General features: G+C 74.4%; 13 protein-coding genes and 1 pseudogene. 9 read left to right on the plus strand and 5 right to left on the minus strand.

From position 1 onward, the window contains the following. The first annotated feature begins 221 nt into the window (after positions 1-221). The 3 genes from ACFQ79_RS26155 (at position 222) to ACFQ79_RS26165 (ending at position 3777) form a co-directional block, all read left to right on the plus strand. A complete protein-coding gene (locus ACFQ79_RS26155; protein ID WP_383587664.1) occupies positions 222-797 on the plus strand; it encodes a hypothetical protein in 576 nt (191 codons plus the stop codon). A gap of 127 nt (positions 798-924) precedes the next feature. After that, positions 925-2337 carry an aminopeptidase P family protein gene (locus ACFQ79_RS26160; protein WP_383587667.1) on the plus strand — a complete coding sequence of 471 codons (1413 nt, stop codon included), beginning with the start codon at positions 925-927 and terminating at the stop codon, positions 2335-2337. 144 nt (positions 2338-2481) lie between these two features. Then, the gene (locus ACFQ79_RS26165) at positions 2482-3777 is read left to right on the plus strand and encodes an exo-alpha-sialidase (RefSeq protein ID WP_383587670.1); all 1296 of its coding nucleotides are present in this window, start codon (positions 2482-2484) and stop codon (positions 3775-3777) included. 694 nt (positions 3778-4471) lie between these two features. Here the strand turns inward: ACFQ79_RS26165 and ACFQ79_RS26170 are convergent. Beyond that, a pseudogene (locus ACFQ79_RS26170) lies at positions 4472-4996 on the minus strand (DUF4157 domain-containing protein); the annotation flags it as partial. Here ACFQ79_RS26170 and ACFQ79_RS26175 point away from each other — a divergent pair. Continuing rightward, entirely contained in the window at positions 4895-5146 is a 252-nt protein-coding gene (locus ACFQ79_RS26175) for a hypothetical protein (RefSeq protein ID WP_383587789.1), read from the plus strand. The pseudogene ACFQ79_RS26170 and the gene ACFQ79_RS26175 overlap by 102 nt on opposite strands. A 180-nt stretch (positions 5147-5326) precedes the next feature. Here the strand turns inward: ACFQ79_RS26175 and ACFQ79_RS26180 are convergent, their stop codons facing one another. Next, entirely contained in the window at positions 5327-6316 is a 990-nt protein-coding gene (locus ACFQ79_RS26180) for a PaaX family transcriptional regulator C-terminal domain-containing protein (RefSeq protein WP_383587673.1), read from the minus strand. After that, a complete protein-coding gene (locus ACFQ79_RS26185) occupies positions 6313-6936 on the minus strand; it encodes a GNAT family N-acetyltransferase (protein WP_383587677.1) in 624 nt (207 codons plus the stop codon). Before ACFQ79_RS26185 ends, ACFQ79_RS26180 begins: the two co-directional genes overlap by 4 nt. 99 nt (positions 6937-7035) lie before the next feature. Between ACFQ79_RS26185 and ACFQ79_RS26190 the strand changes: the two genes are divergently transcribed. From ACFQ79_RS26190 to ACFQ79_RS26200, 3 genes are all read left to right on the plus strand, one after another. After that, entirely contained in the window at positions 7036-8310 is a 1275-nt protein-coding gene (locus ACFQ79_RS26190) for a DUF418 domain-containing protein (protein WP_383587680.1), read from the plus strand. A 163-nt stretch (positions 8311-8473) separates the two neighbouring features. Next, on the plus strand, positions 8474-8899 hold the full coding sequence (locus ACFQ79_RS26195) for a nuclear transport factor 2 family protein (protein ID WP_383587683.1): 426 nt from the start codon (positions 8474-8476) through the stop codon (positions 8897-8899). Between the two features lie 216 nt (positions 8900-9115). Beyond that, positions 9116-9607: an STAS domain-containing protein gene (locus tag ACFQ79_RS26200; protein WP_383587686.1), complete on the plus strand. Its 492-nt coding sequence runs from the start codon at positions 9116-9118 to the stop codon at positions 9605-9607. On the opposite strand, the gene ACFQ79_RS26205 is transcribed toward ACFQ79_RS26200, so the two are convergent. Continuing rightward, positions 9547-10281 (minus strand): response regulator, encoded by a 735-nt coding sequence (locus ACFQ79_RS26205; RefSeq protein ID WP_383587689.1) that lies wholly within the window; start codon positions 10279-10281, stop codon positions 9547-9549. The genes ACFQ79_RS26200 and ACFQ79_RS26205 overlap by 61 nt on opposite strands. Then, positions 10278-11768, minus strand: coding sequence for a sensor histidine kinase (locus tag ACFQ79_RS26210; RefSeq protein ID WP_383587692.1), 1491 nt, complete (start codon positions 11766-11768; stop codon positions 10278-10280). The genes ACFQ79_RS26205 and ACFQ79_RS26210 overlap by 4 nt, the downstream gene beginning before the upstream one ends. Positions 11769-12031: 263 nt before the next feature. Between ACFQ79_RS26210 and ACFQ79_RS26215 the strand changes: the two genes are divergently transcribed. Together ACFQ79_RS26215 and ACFQ79_RS26220 are read left to right on the plus strand one after the other, a co-directional pair. After that, the gene (locus tag ACFQ79_RS26215) at positions 12032-12727 is read left to right on the plus strand and encodes an ABC transporter ATP-binding protein (protein ID WP_383587696.1); all 696 of its coding nucleotides are present in this window, start codon (positions 12032-12034) and stop codon (positions 12725-12727) included. Beyond that, positions 12724-15117, plus strand: a complete 2394-nt coding sequence (locus ACFQ79_RS26220) for an ABC transporter permease (RefSeq protein ID WP_383587699.1) — start codon at positions 12724-12726, stop codon at positions 15115-15117. Before ACFQ79_RS26215 ends, ACFQ79_RS26220 begins: the two co-directional genes overlap by 4 nt. Positions 15118-15227: the final 110 nt, after the last annotated feature.

Below are 15227 nucleotides of genomic sequence, written 5' to 3' on the forward strand. Positions count from 1 at the left end.
TCGCGGCTCGCACTGCTGCTCGCCGAGGAGGGTGCGGGCCCCGACGCGGTCGTGGGGGGGGGCGGGCCCCCGGCCCCCGCCCCCCGCCGGGCCCCCCTCACAACTTCCCCGGGCGGGCCGGGGGGGGCCCCCGCCCCCCGGGGCGGGGGCCCGCACACCCCCCCCGGGTTGTGTCGCGGCGCCCACGCGCGGTGCCGGGCGGCCGTCCTACGCTCCCGATCATGAGTGCTGTCGCCCGAAGCCGTCCGGACCGAGTGGTGCGGCCGTTCCTCCACGGCCTGATCGCCGTGGGCCTGGTCGCCGCAGGGTCCTTCCTGTGGAACGGCTCGCCGTACCCCGAGGCCGATCCCGACGCGGTCGCCGTGCGCCTCAAGGCGCAGGCCCAGCGGGTCTACGACGAGGCCGCGCTCCCCGGAGCCCCCGGTGTGCGGTCCCGGGTGGAGACGGGCACCTGCTCCTACCGCGGTCTCAGGTCCGTCGCCCACATCGACCGGGGCCGCCCCGACGTGCGCAGTTTCGGGCTCTCCTGGAGCGTCACGGACATGCCGGAGGCCGAGGCCCGCGCGGCGCAGACGCGCACCCGCCTCCGCCTGGAGCGGGACGGCTGGAGGCTCGTCGGCGAGAACGTCTCCGACCTCGGCTTCCGCTTCGAGCACCCCGGGACGGGCGACAAGGTGGACGTCGACTGGTACGAGCCCACGGGCACCTTCGCCCTCAGCGCCTCCGCACCCTGCGGCAGGCTGCCGGACGGCTTCTCCGCGCACGACTGGCCGGCCGCCGCCTGGACGCCTCGCTGAGCGCTGCGGGGCTGGCCGATTCGTGCCACTGGCGGTCTTCGGCAACCGGCGCCCGCGTCGCGGAGTACCTTCCGGACGTCGCCGGCCCACGGCGGTCGAGGAACTCATCCGGAAGAAGGTGCAGGACGTGGCGAAGGGTCGCAAGAACGGCCTCTACGAAGGCGTCTCCGAGGAACTCTCCACCCTGATGCGGTCGGGGTGGGCGGACACCGAGCGGCACGGGCTCGAGCCCGACGAGCAGGCCCCGTACGCGGCCCGCCGACGCGCCGCGCTCTCCGCGCGCTTCCCCGGCGAGCGCCTCGTGATCCCCTCCGGCAACCTCAAGACCCGCTCCAACGACGACACGTACCCCTTCCGCCCGTACACGGGATACGTGCACATGACCGGCGACCAGGCGCGCGACGGCGCCCTCGTGCTCGAACCCCGCGCGGACGGCGGCCACGACGCCTTCTGCTACCAGCTGCCGCGCGACAGCCGCGACAACGACGAGTTCTGGATCGGCTACACGGCCGAGCTCTGGATGGGCCGGCGCCGCTCGCTCGCCGAGGCCGAGGTCGTCCTCGGGCTGCCCTGCCGCGACGTGCGGACCGTCGCCGAGGACCTGGCATCGGGTTCCGGCGTGCCGACCAGGATCGTCCGCGGCGTCGACCCGGCACTCGAAGCCGCGGTCACCACCGACGAGGAGCGCGACGACGAGCTGGAGGAGGCGCTCTCCGGACTCCGGCTCGTCAAGGACGCCTGGGAGATCGGCGAGATGCGCAAGGCGGTCGACTCGACCGTCCGCGGGTTCACCGACTGCGTCGGCGAGCTGTCCAGGGCCGTCGCCTCCTCCGAGCGGTGGATCGAGGGCACCTTCTTCCGCCGGGCGCGCCTGGAGGGCAACGCCGTCGGATACGGCTCCATCTGCGCCGCCGGCGAGCACGCCACGATCATGCACTGGACGGAGAACGACGGACCGGTCCGGCCCGGCGAGCTGCTCCTGCTCGACGCCGGCGTGGAGACCCGCTCCCTCTACACGGCCGACGTCACCCGCACCCTGCCGATCAGCGGCACGTTCACCCCGGTCCAGCGCCAGGTGTACGACGCGGTGTACGAGGCGCAGGAGGCCGGCATGGCCGCGGTCAAGCCGGGTGCCCCGTACCGCGACTTCCACGAGGCGTCCCAGCGGCACCTGACGGCGCGGCTCGTCGAGTGGGGCTTCATCGAGGGCCCCGTCGACCGCGCGTACGCCCTGGGTCTCCAGCGCCGCTTCACGATGGCCGGGACCGGGCACATGCTCGGCCTGGACGTCCACGACTGCGCGCAGGCCCGCACGGAGGAGTACGTCGACAGCCTCCTCGAACCGGGCATGGTGCTCACCGTCGAACCCGGGCTGTACTTCCAGCCCGACGACCTGACCGTGCCGGAGGAGTGGCGGGGCATCGGCGTCCGGATCGAGGACGACCTGGTCGTCACCGACGACGGCCACGAGAACCTGTCGGCGGGCCTCCCCCGCTCCTCGTCCGAGGTCGAGTCCTGGATGGCCCGCTTCGCGGGCTGACCCGACCCGGGGAGTGGATCACGGCCCCGGCGGTGCGGTCCGGGGGAACGGGCGTCCGCGGGGCTACAGTCGGCGACCGGAGTGCGCCCCCGGTCCCGCCCCGGTGGGCGGCGGCGGGTCGTGGGCGGCACCGGAGGAATCCCCGTGAGACGTGTGACCGCAGGGACCGTGGCCGGCCTCGTGGTGGCCTTCGGGGGGCTGGGCGCCGCCGGGTGGGCGCCCGGCGCGTCGGCCGCCGCGCGCGAGGGGGCCCCGGAACCCGTGGCCCGCGTGTCGGGCGGTGCGGGGGACGGCGTCCCGTGCGAGGTCTCGGTCCCGTACGCCGCGGGCGTCGGCGGGTACGTGTCCTACCGCATCCCGGCCGTCGTACGGACCCCGGCCGGCACCCTGCTCGCCTTCGCCGAGGGGCGGGTCGGCAGCGCCGGGGACAGCGGCGACATCGACCTCGTGGTGCGGCGGTCGGAGGACGGCGGTTGCACCTGGGGGCCGACGCGGGTCGCCGCCGACGCAGGCGCCGACACCCGCGGCAACCCGGCACCCGTCGTCGACCCGCGCTCCGGCGACGTGGTCCTCCTGAGCTCGTTCAACGGCGGTGAGGCCACCGAGGCGCAGATCCTGGGCGGTGAGGTCCCCGCTGCGCGGAGCCGACGGGTGTTCGTCCAGCGGAGCACCGACGACGGACGGACGTTCTCGGAGCCGCGGGACATCACCGCCGCCGTCAAGCGCCCCGACTGGCGCTGGTACGCCACGGGCCCCGGCCATGCCGTCGCGCTGACCCGGCCCCCGTACGCCGGTCGCCTCGTCGTACCCGCCAACCACTCCTCCGCACCCCCGGAAGGTTCGGGCGACACCGGCCGAGAACCCCGGTACTACGGGGCGCACGCGCTCTACAGCGACGACGGCGGCCGCTCCTGGCAGCTGGGCTTCGTGGACGACACGTACGACGGCACGGTCAACGCCAACGAGTCGACCGCGGCCGAACTGCCCGACGGCAGGGTGTACTTCAGCACGCGCGACCAGCTCGGCACCGCCCCCGGCAACCGCGCCGACGCCCATGCGGGGATGGGTGCGACGCACCTGCTGCGCCCCTTCGCGCCGCAACCCGGCCTGGATCGCGTCCCCGTGGTCCAGGGCGGTCTGCTGTACGTGGGCGGGTCCGGCGGCAGCCTGTTGTTCTCGGCCCCCTCGGTGCCGACGACCCGCGCCGAGCCCGCCCTGTGGAGCAGCGAGGACGGCGGCCGGACCTTCACGCGGAGGCTGACCGTGTCCCGCGACAAGGCCGCCTACTCGGACCTCGTCCCCCTGGACGAGGCGACGATCGGACTCCTCCACGAGACCGGGACCGGAAGCGCGTACGAGACGGTGGAGTTCCGCCGCATCCCGCTGGCGGCGGTGACGGGCCCGGCGGGCCGAGGGCTCTCAGGGTCGTCCCGTACGTGATCTCGCTCGACGCCCCACCCCGACCCGGCGGACAGCCGGCTGTACGCGCCTATTCCGAGGTCAGTGCCGCAATTCTTTCATCGACGAACTCCACAGCGAAGTCCGCCTGGAGTCCGGTTCCTCCGATGTGGAGATCGAGGAAGTGCATGACTCCACCGCTGATGACCCCCTGAAGATCGTTCACCTTGGCGCTCTTGGCCTTCAGGAGGCTGTCCCTTATCTCCTGAAGCTGGGACAACCCGAGATTCTGGATCTCGTTCTTGAAGATCGTGTCCCCTCCCCGCTTTCCGATCTGCCAGCGGGTGCCGGTGACGAAATCCATTTTGACAGCCCAGCCGATCTTGTCCGAACCCCCTTCGCTGAAGGTGAGGCGCCCTGCTCCTTCGGCGCCGGCGATTTGACTGCCCAGGTTCTTCTTCTTGAATTCGTCCAGAGCCTTCACTGCCTTCGTGTACCCCGACGGGGGTTTGGTCAGTGTCCCTCCACCGAATATCTTGTAGACGTGATCGCCTACTTTGTGCACCCCCAGCGACGCCTCTCGTGAGTCGTACGTCTCGGCGATCTCCTGTCGCTCCCGGTCGGGAAACTTGATGGTCTTCACGGTGGGAACGGCGACGGCAGCGGGGGGTTCGGCGGCCTTCTTCTTCCCGCCCTTCCCACCTGCCCGCTGAATCGGTGATGCCGAGTGTTCCGGTGTGTCACCGGACGACCGCACCGCCGAGGGGCCACCCGCCATGACCCTCGCCGCATTGGCTTCGGCTTCGCGTTCGAAGCGGTCGCCGGGGTCGGAGATGCTGAGGCCCTTGCCGTTGTCGGTGCCGGAGACGGGGCCCTGGCGCTGCTGCACGACATGGGTGAGCTCGTGGGCGAGGGTGTGTTTGTCTCCCCCGCCGTCGCCGATGACCACGTTGCTGCCGCTGGTGTAGGCGCGAGCGCCGATCTCGGCGGCGGAAGCGCGGGCGGCGCTGTCGTCGTGGATGCGGACGTCGGAGAAGTCGGCGCCGAGGCGGGACTCCATCTCCTCGCGGAGCGGGGTGTCCAGGGGGCGGCCGGTCGCGGCGAGGACATCGGGGACGGCGGAACGCTGAACGGCGGGCCGTTCGGGGGAGGTCTGCCGGTGGCCGCAGCCCGCGCCGTGCACATGCTGTTCGTGCGCCTGCTCCTCCCGCTGGACGGAAGGCCGGGCGTGAGGGTGGCCGGAGCGCTGGAGCGTCCGCAGAACGGCTGCGTTGCCCGCGGTCCGCTGAAGCGCCAGGAGGCCGGCGGCATCCACCGGCTCGGCCTTCCGGGGGCGGGGGGCCTGGGCGGCGGCCGCCTGATCGGAGCGGCGTTCATGCTGTACCAACTGAAGAACCTTTCAGCGAAGTGACACAGCCCACGACACCCTGTCGCTCCCGGTGTCGCCAGGTCTGGAAGGGCAGTCGCTCGGGCACCGGTCCCCGCCGTCCGAACACCCGGCACGTCCCTTGCGCACCTTCCGGACCGCCGGGGGACCCCCCTGCTCGCGGCCGGTCCGGGTGACGGTGCAGCCGGCGGAGCAGGCCACGGTTCACGCGGAGGCCGTGAGGTCCTCGTACAGGGCGAAGAGGCGGGGGAGCGGCGGGCCGGGGTCCGGCCCCGGGGGGTTCGTCAGCGCGGTCCACGCGGTGGCGAAGAGCTGACGCGCCCCGGCTCCCGGCCAGGGAGCGGGGAGCAGTTCGGGCGGCAGCAGGGGATCGGGCTCCATGGCGTACGTGAAGGCGGCGGCGAGCTGGACGGCGAGCGTCAGCCGCTCGGGGGCCGTCGGGCTCCCGGCGCGCTCGGCGTCGTCCGGGTTCTCCAGCCGGTCGAGGCAGCTCCGGGCGAAGTCGGCCAGGCGGTCGTGCCGTGCGGCGATCTCGTCGAGGGGCCAGAGCGCGGCGGCCAGCGCCCGCGGTTCGGCGATGTCTCCGACCCGCAGGTCGGTGCTGCTGAGGTAGGTGACCTGGCCGGGGACGCCGAGGTGGTGGGCCTGGGCCTCGACGAGCGGTGCGATCGGATGGGCGGCCGCGTACAGACCCCCCTGGACCGGTGCGGCGCCGAGGTGCAGCAGAGTGTCGCGGAGCGCGTCGCGCGCGGCCCGCGCCGACTCCGGCACGGCGAAGGCGAAGAGGTGCCACCTGCCGTCCCAGGGGGCGAGCCCGTGGTCCTGGCGGTAGGCGTGAGCGACATGGGCGGCGTCGGGGGCGATCGCGCCGGTGGGGTCGGCGACCGCGCGGAGGACGGCCTTGCGCCCCCGTCCCTCGTGGGTGAAACGGCCTTCCGCGACAAGGCGCTTGACGCAGAGCCGGACCTGCTGGTCGGTCATGGAGAGGAGGCCGGCGACGGCGTAGAGCTCCCCGGCGTCGACGGTGCCGTCGGTACGGACGAGGGCGTGGACGAGCGTGCGGGTGGGGATGGGGTTCCAGGCGGAGTCGTCGGAGGCTGCGGCAGGGGTGGCATGCGCGGCGGATCCGGACCGGCCCGATTCCTCGGCGGCATCCGCTCCGCCCGCCTCCGTCGGGGTGACGCGGCGCTTCATCGGGCCTCCTGGTGGTGCGGGGCGTCGGCGGCGGTGACCGGCCGGTGCATGGTCGTCGCGGCGCCGAAGCCCATCAGGCCGCGCAGGTAGGGCGTCTTCTCCGTGTGGACGGCGACGAAGCCGTGCCGCTCGTACAGCGCGCGGGCGCGTGGATTGACGTCGATGACGTCCAGCCGGATGCGCCGGCAGCCGGCCTCGGCGGCCACGGCCGCGATCTCGCGCAGGAGGAGACCGCCGAGGCCCGTGCCCCGGTGCTCGGGGGCGACCGCGATGCCGTCCATCACCAGCTCACGGGCGGCGGGCCGGCGTTCGAAGAGCGCGAGGAGGGCGAGGCGGGGCAGCCCGCGCAGCACCCCGTACGCCGCGAGGACGTCCGCCGCGCCGCCGCCGGTGAGCCCGCGCCCGTCGAGCCGGTAGCCCGCGACGCCCGCCACCTCACCGTCGACGAGCGCGGTGACGCCCCGGTCGAGGTGGAGATGGGCGGCGAGGAAGGCGCGGGCCTTGCCGGGGGGATTCAGGGCGGCGCCGAGCTTGCGCCCGAACGCCTCCCAGTACAGCGCGGCGACCCTGGCCTCGCTGCCCTCGGGCACGCCTCGGCGCACCACCGGCCGTGTGTCCATCGGTCCTCCTCCGGTCTCCTCCTCCGAGCTTGCGCTTTCGATGGTAATACGTTCATTCTCGATACGAGCGTTCTTCAAGCGATAGTTATGGGGGAGATCATGACGCTGCAAGCTACGGCGGCGGGGCGGGGCGCCGGGGATCCGGGGCCCGGGAGCGGCGCGCGGCTCGCGCACGTCGACGCCCTGCGCGGGTTCGCCCTGTTCGGCATCCTCGTCGTCAACATCGGCTATCTGGCCTCGACCTACCACGGCGTGGGGCTTGCGGAGCCCGGCTTCGACTCGCCGCTCGACGGTGCGGTCCGCTGGTTCGGCGCGGTGTTCTTCGAGGCCAAGTTCTTCCTGCTGTTCTCGTTCCTCTTCGGCTACGGCTTCACCCTCCAGCTCGCCTCGGCCGAGCGCGGCGGCGTCCGCTTCGCCCCGCGGTTCCTGCGGCGCCTCGCGGGCCTGTTCGTCCTCGGCGCGCTGCACGCGGTCCTGCTGTACCCCGGCGACATCCTCACCACCTACGCCGTCCTCGGCCTGATCCTGCTCGCCGCCCACCGCGTCAGGCCCCGCGCCGCGGTGCGTACCGCCGTGATCCTGCTCTCCGTCACCGCCGCCCTGTACCTCCTTCTCGCCTGGGGCGTGCACCTGACCGGCGACGCGGGGGCCGATCCGGGTGCCGCCGCAGAGGCCGAGCGGGCCATGCGGGAGCTGCGCGGCGGCCCGGGTGCGGTGATCGGGGAGAACCTGGGGCAGCTGTCCGGGTTCGTGTTCGTGCTGGTCCTCTTCCAGGCTCCGGCCGCCCTGGCCGCCTTCTTCCTCGGATTCGCCGCCGGGCGGGTCCGGGCGCTCGGGGACCTCGCCCGTCATCGCCGGGCTCTCGTCCGGCTCCAGTGGGCGGGCTTCACCGTCGGGCTGCTCGGTGCGGTGGTCTACGCGCACGCGAACCTGGCCGCCCCGGGCGGCGCGTACCAGGCCCTGGCCGTCGCGGTCGACGTCCTGACCGCGCCGCTGCTCGCCGCCGCGTACGCCGCCACCGTGCTCCGCCTCACCCAGGGGCGGTTCGGGAAGCGGACGGTGTCCGTGCTCGGGCCGGTGGGCAGCATGACGCTGACCTGCTACCTCGCTCAATCGCTGGTCTGCGCCCTGCTGTTCACCGGGTACGGGGCGGGCCTGGTGGGGCGGGTGCCGCCGCCCGGAGTCCTCGCGATCGCGGTCGCGCTCTTCGCCGTCCAGGTCGTCGTGAGTCGGTGGTGGCTGCGGCGGCACCGGTACGGCCCGGTCGAATGGCTGTTGCGGGCCTGGACCGCGCTGACGTGGCCGCCCCTGCGGCGCGCGGAGGTGCCGGAGGCCCCGGCGGCGTCGCACGGGTCGGCGGCGTCGAGGGGGTGACGGGGACGTCGAGGGAGTGGCGGGGGCGTCGAGGGAGTGGCGGGGGCCGGCCCGGGGTGGGCCGGCCCCCGCGTGGACGGCTCCCGGCCGGCCCCTGGACGTCCCCCGACCGATGCGGTTAGCTGCAGCTGCACCTAATCAACAAGTTGCATAGGGAGTCGTCATGCATCCGTTCCGTGCCGCCGTCGAGAACCGGGACCACGCGGCCATCGAGGCCCTGCTCGCCGAGGACGTGGTCTTCACCAGCCCGGTGGCCTTCCGCCCGTACCCCGGCAAGGCCATCACCGCCGCGATCCTGCGCGGCGTGATGCGCGTCTTCACCGACTTCACGTACGTCCGCGAGATCGGGAGCGGCGACGGCCGCGACCACGCCCTCGTCTTCACCGCGAAGGTCGGCGACATGGAGATCAACGGCTGCGACTTCCTCCACCTCGACGAGGAGGGCAGGATCGACGACTTCATGGTCATGGTCCGGCCGCTCTCCGCCGCGCAGGCGCTCTCCGCCGCCATGGGCGCCCAGTTCGACCGCATCAAGGAGGAGGCCTTCGCCGCGTCCGCCGCGAGCACGGCCCCCGAGGGCGAGCGCTGACCGGCGCGGACTTCGGCGCCGTCGTCATCGGGCCCCCGTCCTCAAGGGCGAGGACCGGCGGGCGTGGCCGCATGTGCGCACATCGGTCGTCCGTACGAGGGGAAGTGGCTCGAACATTCACCGATTCAGGTGACAGCGGCCGAGGCGAAACGTCCCTCCCGGAACGGGGACGTCCACGCTCGGAGCGACACATGGAGCCACCCTGTGGAGCGCCCGATGCAGCTGATCCCCCGTCACGACCCCTACATGATCGTCCGCTCGACCGGCGGCGTCACCGTCGCCGCCCTCCGGGGTGAACTCGACCTCGTCCTCGTACGGCACCTGCGGCCCGAGCTCGACGCCCTCGTGCGGGAGTCCGACGCCCTGACGGTCGACATCCGGCGCCTCACCTTCTGCGATGCCACCGGGCTCGGCCTCCTCGCCCACTGCGCCGTGCGCACCCGGCAACGGGGCTCGCGCTGGCGGCTCGTCTGCGACCAGCCGTGGATCCTCCGGCTCATCCGCCTGACGGAACTCGACGACGTCCTGGACCCGGAGGGGGCGCCGGAGGGGGAGGCGGAGGGCGAGCCGCCGGGGGACCGGGCAGGGGTGTTCCCGGAAGAGTGGGACCTGGGGCCGTCGGGCGGGCTGCCGGACCTGGTGGCCCCTCACTGGGATCCGGCGGGCCCCCTGCTGTCCGAACCCGGTGTGACAAGACCCGTCTCGTAGGCGGCGATCACGGCCTGCGCCCGGTCGCGCAGCCGCAGCTTCGACAGGATGCGGGCGACATGCGTCTTCACCGTCGCCTCGCTCAGCCGGAACCGCTCGGCCAGCTCGGCGTTGCTGTGGCCGCGCGCCAGGGCTTCGAGGACCTCCAGCTCGCGCGGGGTCAGCGTGGCGAGTTCGCGGTGCGGGGCGGCCGGACGACCGCCGGACACGGCGAAGCGCTCCACCAGACGGCGGGTGATCGCCGGGGCGAGGAGCGCGTCACCGGACCGGACCAGCCGAACCGCCGCCGTCAGATGCTCGGGGGTCACGTCCTTGAGCAGGAAGCCGCTCGCGCCCGCCTCCAGTGCCGCGTACACGTACCGGTCGAGGTCGTAGGTGGTGAGGACCAGGATCCTGGGCGGTGCCGGCCCGTCCGCGCCCGCCTTCCCGGTCCTGTCCGCGAGGATGCGGCGCGTGGCCTCCAGGCCGTCCGTGCCGGGCATCCGGATGTCCATCAGGACGACGTCCGGCCGGGTCCGCCGGACCGCGGCGACCGCCGCGTCACCGTCGGCGGCCTCCGCGACCACGTCGATGCCGGCGGCGGCCAGGATCATCCGGAAACCGGTCCGCACCAGGGCCTGGTCGTCGACGATCACCACCCGCGGAGCGTCGGTCGCGCGCGGAGCGTCGGTCACGGAGCCTCCCACGGAATCACCGCCCGGACCTCGTACCCGCCGTCCGGGCCCCTGCCCGCCCGCAGCGTACCGCCGTAGACCGCCAGCCGTTCCCGCAGACCGAGCAGGCCGTGACCGCCGCCCTGGAACGGCACCCGCCGCTCGGAACCGCGGTCCCGGGAACCGCCGTGGGCGGGAACGCCCGTGTCGAGGACCTCCACGCGGAGCCGCTCCGCCTCGTACGCCACCGTGACCGAGACCCGTGCGCCCGGCACGTGCTTCACGACGTTCGTCAGCGCCTCCTGCACCACCCGGTAGGCGGCGAGGTCCACCCCGGCCGGCAGCGCGACCGGTTCGCCCTCCACCGTCACCTCCACCGGCACCCCGGAGGCCCGCACCCGGTCCGTCAGTTCCGTCAGCCGGCCCAGGCCCGGCTGTGGGGCGAGGTCCACATCGGCGGCCGGGTCGGGGCCGTCCGCGGCCATCGTGAGCAGCCCCATCACGTGCCGCAGCTCCGACATCGCCGTCCGCCCCGCCGCCTCCACCGCGAGCATCGCCTCGCGGGCCAGGTCGGGGGAGGTGGCGAGAACCGTACGCGCGGCGCCGGCCTGGATCGTCATCATGCTGACGTTGTGGGTGACCACGTCGTGCAGCTCCCGCGCGATCCGGGACCGCTCCGCCTCCACCGCCCGCCGCAGCTCGGCGTCCCGCTCGGCGCGCAGCGTCCGCTCCCGCTGCCGCCACAGGTGGACGCCGTGCGAGGCGAGGGCGACGGGCAGCAGGACGAGCAGGGGCACGAGGCCTTCGTCCACGTCCGGCACCAGCGGGAAGACCGCGTACAGCACCACACCCGCGACGAGGGAGACCAGCACCGCCGTGCGGTGCGGGCTGTACATCGCCGCGCTGTACGCCGCGACCAGACCCGACGCGAAGGTCACCGTGGTCGCGTCGGCGGCGACCTGGCCCTGGTGCAGGAGCACCGTCGCTGCCATCACCACCCAGTAGACGGTCAGGGGGAGGCGGCGGCGCAGCAGCAGGGGCAGCGCCGTCATCGCGGCCGCGAGCAACTCCCAGGCCTCGGCCGGGGGAAGCAGGTACTCCACGGCGTGAGGCCGGGGAATCGCCGGGATCTCCGGGGGGAGGGACGGCGAGGACGTCGGCATCGACGACGGAACCGGGATCTCGGGCGGTGCCGGCATCTCCGGCGGTACCGGTGGCACCGGAGTCCCCGGCGGTACCGGCAGCTCCGGCGGTACCGGGGTCGCCGGCGGTACCGGCAGCTCCGGCGGCACCGGCGTCACCGGTGACACCGGGAAGGGGAGCCGAGTGTCGTCTGGATCCGGATGGACGTCCACGTACGAGCGGTTCAGGTCGCCCACGATCGTCGTGATCGCGAGCGCGAGGGCGAGCAGCCCGTCGGTCACCCACGTCCAGCGGGACAGCGGGGGCGGCGCACCGAAGGTCCGGGGTCCGCGCACCCGGTCGACGAGTTCCTCGTACCAGCTCACCGGGGCAGTCTGCCAAGGCGGGGGAGCGGGCGGATCAGCCCGTGGGACCAGGACGCAGCTCCCGGGGAGTACATCGCGCGGATGACGCGGCCGCGCCTCCGCCGCGGACGGTACGGATCTTCGGCACCGCGACCGACGCGCCCGCGACGGGGCCGCTCCTACCGTCGGTACGGCGCGGACACGGCCGACGGGATCGCCGCCGGGAGCCGGCCGGCCGCGCTCTCTTCGTCGTCGCTCCCACACCCCGAGCCCTGGAGGGCCCCATGAACGGACCCGAGCCCCTGATCGAGCTGAGCGACGTCGGCAGGACGTACGACGACGACCGGGCCGCACTGTCCGGGCTGACCCTGCGTGTCGCACGGGGCGAGGCGCTCGCCGTCCTCGGACCCTCCGGCAGCGGCAAGTCGACCCTGCTCAACCTCCTCGCCGGCCTCGACCGGCCCACCACGGGGCGGGTGACGGTGGACGGACTGCGCGTCGACCGGCTGAACGAGACCGCCTCCGCCACCTACCGGCGCAGCCGGATCGGGATGGTGTTCCAGTTCTTCAACCTCCTCGACGACCTCACCGTCACCGACAACGTGCTGCTGCCGGCGCAGCTCGCCGGGATGCCACGGGCCCGGGCGGCGGCGCGGGCCGCCGAACTCCTGGAGCGGCTCGGCGTCGCCCGGCACGCGCGCGTGCATCCCGGCCGCCTGTCCGGGGGCGAGCGGCAACGCGTCGCCGTGGCACGGGCCCTGATGAACCGGCCGCCGCTCCTCCTGGCCGACGAGCCGACCGGGGCGCTGGACACCGCGTCGGGCGCCGACGTCCGCGATCTTCTCCGGGAGCTGAACGCGGAGGGGCAGACCATCGTCCTGGTGACCCACGACCTGGCACTCGCCGAAGCCTGCGCGACCCGCACCATCGAACTCGTCGACGGCCGCATCGCCCGCGACGTCGTGGCGGTGACCCGATGAACGGCGGCGCGCTCGGGCGGGTCGTGCGCGCGGGGGTCGGACGGCGGCGCACCCAGACCGCGGTGATGGTCCTGACCACGCTGCTGTCCGTCGCCTCCGCCGTCCTCGCGGTCGGCCTCCTCGTCGCCTCGGGCGCCCCGTTCGACCGGGCCTTCTCCCAGCAGCGCGGGGCACACCTGACCGTGCGGTTCACCGGTTCGGCCGGGAGCGCCGAGGACTGGCCGGCGGCGACGGCGCACGCACCGGGAGTCGCCGCGGCCGCCGGCCCGTTCGCCCTCGTCTCGGTACGCCTCCGTACGGAGGGAGCGGAGGCGCCGCCCGGGTTCGAACCGCCGCCCCTGACGGTGGTCGGCCGGGCGTCCGCCGCCGGGCCCGTGGACGCGGTGGCCCTGGTGGAGGGCCGATGGGCGGCGGCTCCCGGTGAGGTCGTCCTGGAACGGGAATCCCGCCCGCCGGGCGCCGGGGTGGGGACACGCCTGACCGCCGGGAGCGCCGTCCTCACCGTGGTCGGCATCGCCGGGTCCGCCGGGGAGAGCGCCGACGCCTGGGTCGTACCGGAGCAGCTCACGGTGCTCGCGGGGGAGCGGCCGCCCGCGTTCCAGATGCTCTACCGGCTCACCGCCGCCGACACGCGTGCGGAGGTCGCGGCGGGCCGCGACGCGATCGTCGCCGCCGCCCCGGCGGGTGCGGTCGTCGGAGCCCGGTCGTATCTCGACGTCCGTGAGAGCGCGCAGGAGAACACGGCCGCCTTCGTGCCCTTCGTGACCGCCTTCGCCCTCCTCGGACTCGCGATGTCGGTCCTGGTGATCGGCATCGTGGTGAGCGGCGCCGTGGGCGCGGCGACCCGCCGGATCGGCATCCTCAAGGCGCTCGGCTTCACCCCGCTCCAGGTCGGACGGGCGTACGTGGCGCAGGCCCTGATCCCGGGTTCCGCGGGGGCGCTGCTCGGCGTCGTCCTCGGCAACGTGCTCGCCGTCCCCCTCATGGCCGAGGTGGCGGAGACGTACGGGACGACGGCGGTGCTCATCCCGCTCTGGGTGGACGCCGCGGTCCCCGCGGTCGCCCTCGCGGTGGTGGCCGGGGCCGCCTTCGGCCCCGCGCTGCGCGCCGCCCGGATGCCGACCGCGGCGGTGCTCCGCCTCGGCGCGTCCGCCGCGGGCGGGCGCGGGCTCGGGATCCGTGGCCTGTTCGGGCGGTTGCCGCTGCCGCGCCCCGTGACCCTGGGCCTCGCCGCGCCCCTCGCACGCCCGGCGCGTGCGGCGAGCACGGCCGCTGCGGTGGCCTTCGGGGCCCTCGCGGTGACGTTCGCGATGGGGCTCGGGAGCACGCTGGTCGCGGTGAAGACCGACGGGGACCCGGACAAGGGCGGCGACGTCACCGTCCGCACGGTGGCACGGCCGGACGACACCGCACCGGGGCAGCCGGGTGCCGGGGACGGCGGACCGGGAGCGCCCCTGTCGGGGAAGCCGGCCGACCCGGCCGCGGTGGCGGCGGCGATCGCCGCCCTCCCCGGGACCGCCTCCGTGTACCGGACCGCGCACACCCAGGTGGAGGTCGCGGGGCTCAAGGGCGGCGCGCCGCTCGTCGCGTACGAGGGGGACACCGCGGGCAGCCCCCACACGATGGTCTCCGGCCGCTGGTTCGAAGCCGCCGGCGAGGCGGTGGCCCCGACACGCTTCCTCCGGGCGACGGGGGTGCGCGTGGGCGACACGGTCACCCTGTCCGAGCAGGGGCGCACCGCCCGGGTACGGATCGTGGGCGAGGTCTTCGACCTGGGCGGCGCCGGCATGACCCTGCGCAGCGGCACCGCGTCCGTCGCCGCGCTGCGACCCCCCTACATGCCGGCGGACTTCGCCGTCACCGTCGCCCCCGGCACGGACCCGGCGGAGCACGCCGAACGGCTCGACGCCGCCGTCGCCCCGCTCGGCGCGGAGGCCGCGGTCACGGAGGCGGGCAAGTCGAGCGTCATCCGGGCGATGCAGGCCCTGATCGCCATGCTCACGCTGATGCTGGTGGTCGTCGCCTGTCTGGGGGTGCTCAACACGGTGGTCCTCGACACCCGCGACCGCGTCCGGGACCTGGGCGTGTACAAGGCGCTCGGGATGACTCCGCGGCAGACCGTCGCGCAGGTCCTCACCTCCGTCGGTGCCATCGGCCTGGTGGCGGGCGCGGTCGGCGTACCGCTCGGCGTGGCACTCCACCGCCAGGTCATGCCGGCCATGGGGCGCGCGGTCGGCACCACGATCCCGGCCGCCGACATCGACGTGTACGGCGTGCCCCTGCTGGTTCTCCTCGCGAGCGCCGGCGTGCTGATCGCGACGGCCGGCGCCCTGCTGCCGGCGGTCTGGGCGGCCAGGGCTGCCACGGCGCGGGCCCTGCGGGCGGAGTAGCTGAGCGGGGGCGGGAAGGAGCGGCGGGAGGGGCGGAGGGGGGCCGGAGGGAGGGAGGGGCGGAGGGAGGGGTGGAGGGAGGGGTGGGGCCGGGCCCTCGCGGTACCGTC

Source organism: Streptomyces sp. NPDC056480 (assembly GCF_042795405.1).
GTDB lineage: Bacteria > Actinomycetota > Actinomycetes > Streptomycetales > Streptomycetaceae > Streptomyces.